General features: G+C 69.8%; 4 protein-coding genes. 1 reads left to right on the top strand and 3 read right to left on the bottom strand.

What is annotated here, in order from left to right:
• Nucleotides 1-111: 111 nt before the first annotated feature.
• Genes O3Q52_RS49265 through O3Q52_RS49255 form a run of 3 tightly spaced genes read right to left on the bottom strand, consistent with a single transcriptional unit; the run spans nucleotide 112 to nucleotide 3,889 of the window.
• Nucleotides 112-972: a xanthine dehydrogenase family protein subunit M gene (locus O3Q52_RS49265; protein ID WP_269654955.1), complete on the bottom strand. Its 861-nt coding sequence runs from the start codon at nucleotides 970-972 to the stop codon at nucleotides 112-114.
• Nucleotides 969-3,350, bottom strand: a complete 2,382-nt coding sequence (locus O3Q52_RS49260) for a xanthine dehydrogenase family protein molybdopterin-binding subunit (RefSeq protein ID WP_269654954.1) — start codon at nucleotides 3,348-3,350, stop codon at nucleotides 969-971. Before O3Q52_RS49260 ends, O3Q52_RS49265 begins: the two co-directional genes overlap by 4 nt.
• Entirely contained in the window at nucleotides 3,347-3,889 is a 543-nt protein-coding gene (locus tag O3Q52_RS49255; RefSeq protein WP_269654953.1) for a (2Fe-2S)-binding protein, read from the bottom strand. Before O3Q52_RS49255 ends, O3Q52_RS49260 begins: the two co-directional genes overlap by 4 nt.
• A gap of 259 nt (nucleotides 3,890-4,148) precedes the next feature.
• On the opposite strand from O3Q52_RS49255, the gene O3Q52_RS49250 reads away from it, so the two are divergent.
• On the top strand, nucleotides 4,149-4,589 hold a 441-nt coding region (locus O3Q52_RS49250), incomplete at its 3' end, for a GTP-binding protein (RefSeq protein ID WP_269654952.1).

Raw genomic sequence — 4,589 nt, 5'->3', positions numbered from 1 at the left:
CCGGCGGGCCGCTCGCCATGGCCCGAGCCCGCCCCGGAACCCCAGCCTGCGCCCGGCCCCGGCTCTGCCCTCGGCCCCGACCCCGCTCCGTCCATGCGTGTGATCGGCTCCTCACCCCATCCCCGCGGCGGCCAGCACCGAGCGCCGCGTGAGCACCCGTGCCAGATGCGCCCGGTACTCGGGCGAGGCGGACGGATCGCCGGTCGGCCGGGTGCCCTCCGCCGCCGACCGTGCGGCCCCCGCCACGCCGTCCGGTCCCACTCCCACCAGTGCCTCCTCGGTCGCCGAGGCCCGCAGCGGAGTGGACCCCATGTTGCTGAGACCGACCCGTGCCTCGGCGATGTGCCCGTTGTCGCGCCGCACCAGCGCCGCGACGCCGACCACGGCCCAGGCCTGCGCCACCCGGCTGAACTTCTCGTAGTGGAAGCCCCAGCCTTCGGCTTTGTCCGTCATCGGGAGCCGCACCTCGATCAGCAACTCGTCCGGCCGCAACGAGGTCTGGAGGTAGTCGACGAAGAACTCCCTTGCGGGGATGGTCCGTTGGCCCCCGGGCCCTGCCGCGACCAGTTCCGCGTCCAGCGCGAGCGCCACCGCCGGCAGATCACCCGCGGGATCGGCATGGGCGAGCGAGCCGCCGAGGGTGCCCCGATGGCGTATCGCGGGGTCGGCGACCGTCGCAGTGGCCGCCGCGAGAAGGCCCGCGTGACGGCGTACCAGCGGATCCGCGAGGACGTCGTGGTGCGTGGTCAGCGCGCCGATGACGAGCGTGCCGCCGTCCTCGCGCACCCCGCGCAGCCCGGGTATCCGGCTGACGTCCACGACCAGTTCGGGGAAGGCGAGCCGCAAGCGCAGCAGCGGCAGCAGGCTCTGCCCGCCCGCCAGTACCTTCGCGTCCTCGCCCGCGTCGCCGAGCGTCCGTACGGCTTCGTCGACGCTGGCGGGCCTGACGTACTCGAATGCCGGAGGAATCATGACCGGGTCTCCTCCCTGGCCTGAGCGGACTGCAGGGCTTCCCAGACCCGCCCCGGCGAGCAGGGCATCGCGATGTCCTGGACGCCCAGCGGGCGGAGCGCGTCCACGATCGCGTTGACGACGGCGGGCGTCGAGGCGATGGTCCCCGCCTCGCCAACTCCCTTCACCCCCAAGGGATTCGAGGTGGCGGGCGTCTCCGTACGACTGGTCGTGAACTCGGGCAGATCCACCGCCGAGGGCACCAGATAGTCGGCCATCGTGCCCGAGACCAGGTTGCCCTCGTCGTCGTACACCGCCTCCTCGTACAGGGCCTGGGCGATGCCCTGGGCGAGCCCGCCGTGCACCTGGCCCTCGACGATCACGGGGTTGACGACCCGGCCGACGTCGTCGACGCAGACGTACGAACGGATCGACGTCCGCCCGGTCTCCGTGTCGACCTCGACCGCGCACAGGTGAGTGCCGTGCGGGTAGGAGAAGTTGTCCGGGTCGAGCAGGTGCTCGGCGTTGATGGTCGGTTCCATGCCGTCGGGCAGATCGTGCGAGGAGAACGTCTCGAAGGCGACCTCCTGGATCGTCTTCCGTGCCTCGGGCGAGCCCTTCACCGAGAACGCGCCGTCCGTGAACTCCAGGTCGTGCTCGCCGGCCTCCAGCAGATGCGCGGCCACCTTCCGTGCCTTGTCGACGACCTTCTGGGCCGCGTGATGGACGGCCGAGCCTCCGACGACGAGCGACCGGGACCCGTACGTGTCCATGCCCTGCGGCGCCGACCTGGTGTCGCCGTGCACGACCTCGATGTCCTCGAAGGGCACCCCGAGCACATCGGCGGCTATCTGGCTCCAGCAGGTCTCGTGCCCCTGCCCGTGCGGGCTGGTTCCGGTGATCACCTCGACCTTGCCGGTGGGCAGCATGCGGATGCCCGCCGCCTCCCAGCCGCCGGCCGCGTACCGCAGATCCCGCAGCACCCGGCTCGGCGCGGGCCCGCACATCTCGGTGTACGTGGACACCCCGATCCCGAGCCGCACGGAGTCGCCGCTCTCGTTCCGCTTGGCCTGCTCGGCGCGCAGTTCGTCGTACCCGAAGAGGGTGAGCGCCTTGTCGGTGGCGGCCTCGTAGTTGCCGCTGTCGTAGGTCAGTCCGGCCACCGACGTGTACGGGAACTCGTCGTGCCCGATCCAGTTCCGGCGCCGCAACTCCACCGGATCCAGGCCGAGTTCGACGGCCAGCTCGTCCATGATCCGCTCGATGGCGTACGTCGCCTCAGGGCGCCCGGCACCCCGGTACGCGTCCGTGGGCGTGCGCGTCGTGAAGACACCCGTGCACGTGAAGTCGTACGCGTCCATCTTGTAGATCGCCGGGTACATGAAGGCGCCCAGGATCGGGATGCCCGGCGTGACGAGCATCAGATAGGCGCCCATGTCGGCGAGCAGGTCGACCTTGAGACCGAGGAGCTTGCCCTCGCGGGTCGCGGCGATCTCGATGTCCTGGACCTGGCCGCGTCCGTGGTGGGTGGCGAGGTAGCCCTCGGAGCGGGACTCGGTCCACTTGACCGGTCGGCCGAGGCGCCGCGCGATGTCCAGGGCGATGACCTCCTCGCCGTACACCTGGAGCTTGGAGCCGAAGCCGCCGCCCACGTCGGGGGCGACCACGCGCAGTTTGTGCTCGGGGACGCCGGTGACCATGGAGAGCATCACCCGAAGGACGTGCGGAACCTGGGTCGCCGAGTACACGGTGTACTCACCGGACGCGGCGAGCGGGGTGACGACCACCGCGCGGGGTTCCATGGCGTTGGGGATGAGCCGCTGCTGGAGATAGCGGCGACGCACGACGACGTCGGCGCGCTGTTTGACCGTCTCGTAGTTCTCGCCCGTGGCCAGCGGCCAGACGTAACAGCGGTTGGTTCCCTTGTCCGAGTGGACCAGCGGCGCGTCGTCGGCGAGGGCGGCCTCCAGGTCGAGCACCGGGGGCAGCGGCTCGTAGTCGACCTCGATCGCTTCGAGCGCGTCGGCGGCCGCGTACCGGTCGCGGGCCACGACCACCGCCACCGGGTCGCCCGCGTACCGCACCTCGTCGACCGCGACGGACGGGTGGTCCGGCAGCACGATGTCCTCGGTCACCGGCCACGCGCACGGCAGCGACGCCGTCCCCTCCGCGAGGTCGCGGCCGGTGAACGCGGCGATGACACCGGGCCGTTCGAGCGCGGGTGTCACGTCGACACGGTCGATGCGCGCGTGCGCCATCGGGCTGCGCAGGATGGCCAGATGCAGCAGTCCGTTGACGCTGATGTTGTCGGTCCAGTTCGTCTGGCCGGTGACCAGCCGGGCGTCCTCCTTGCGGGCACGGGACCGGCCGACCTCGCGCTCGGTGATCTGCTCGCTCATGTCCTCGCCTCCTGGCCGGAAGCCGCGGAAGCCGAGGAAGCCGAGGAAGCCGCGGATGCTGTGGAGGCCACCGATGCCTCCGGGGCTCCAGAGGCGGCCAACACCGCGCGCACGATGTTCTGATAGCCCGTGCACCGGCAGAGATTGCCTTCCAGCGCATGCCGTACGTCGTCCGCGCTCGGCTGCGGATTCTCGCGGAGCAGATCACGCGCGGCCATGATCATCCCTGGTGTGCAGTACCCGCACTGCAGGGCGTGGCGCTCGTGGAACGCCTTCTGCAGGGGATGCCACTCCCCGTTCGTGGCCAGCCCCTGGACGGTGGTCACTTCGCTCCCGTCGGCCTGGACCGTGAGCACGGAGCAGCTCTTGACGGTCTCGCCGTCCAGGTCGACCGTGCAGGCCCCGCAGTTGGACGTGTCGCAGCCAATCGGGGTGCCGGTCAGACCCAGCCGGTCACGCAGATAGTGGATCAGCAGAAGACGGGGTTCCACCTCGTCCTCGTACGTCGTGCCGTCCACCTTCACCGAGATACGGGTCATGTGCCCTCCCAGGGAACCGTGCGAGGGAAATCAGCCACCGGACGTGATGGGCGTCACTCTAGGACCGTGTCCGGGGAGGGGCGAGTGCCGCGACAGGCTTTGTTGAGCGTTAATCCGTTGCTCGCGGATGTCAGGGCCTGATGGACTGAAAGGGATCAGCCGCGAGGCACAGTCGACCGGAATCAAGGAGCACCGATGCGCGCACCGTTCATGTCCACCCAGGAAGGAATCCCTCTCACTTCAAAGGACATGACAAGCGGTGCACACGCTGAACCTTGGAATTCTGGCGCATGTAGACGCCGGTAAGACAAGCCTGACCGAGCGGCTGCTGCACACCGTCGGGATCATCGACGAGATCGGCAGCGTCGACGACGGCAGCACCCAGACCGACTCGCTCGCGCTGGAACGACAGCGCGGCATCACCATCAAGTCGGCCGTCGTCTCGTTCGAGATCGACGACGTCACAGTCAATCTGATCGATACACCCGGCCACCCGGACTTCATCGCCGAGGTGGAGCGGGTGCTGAGCGTGCTCGACGGAGCCGTGCTCGTGGTCTCAGCCGTGGAGGGTGTCCAGGCGCAGACGCGTGTCCTGATGCGGACGCTGCGGCGGCTGCGCGTTCCCACGCTCGTCTTCGTCAACAAGATCGACCGCCGGGGCGCACGGGACGAGGCCGTGCTGCGGGCCGTCGCCGAGCGC

The sequence above is a fragment of the Streptomyces sp. ActVer genome, from assembly GCF_027270795.1.
Taxonomy (GTDB): Bacteria; Actinomycetota; Actinomycetes; order Streptomycetales; family Streptomycetaceae; genus Streptomyces; species Streptomyces umbrinus_A.
Note: the sequence above shows the minus strand (reverse complement) of the source record. Positions and strands in the feature narration are given on the sequence as shown.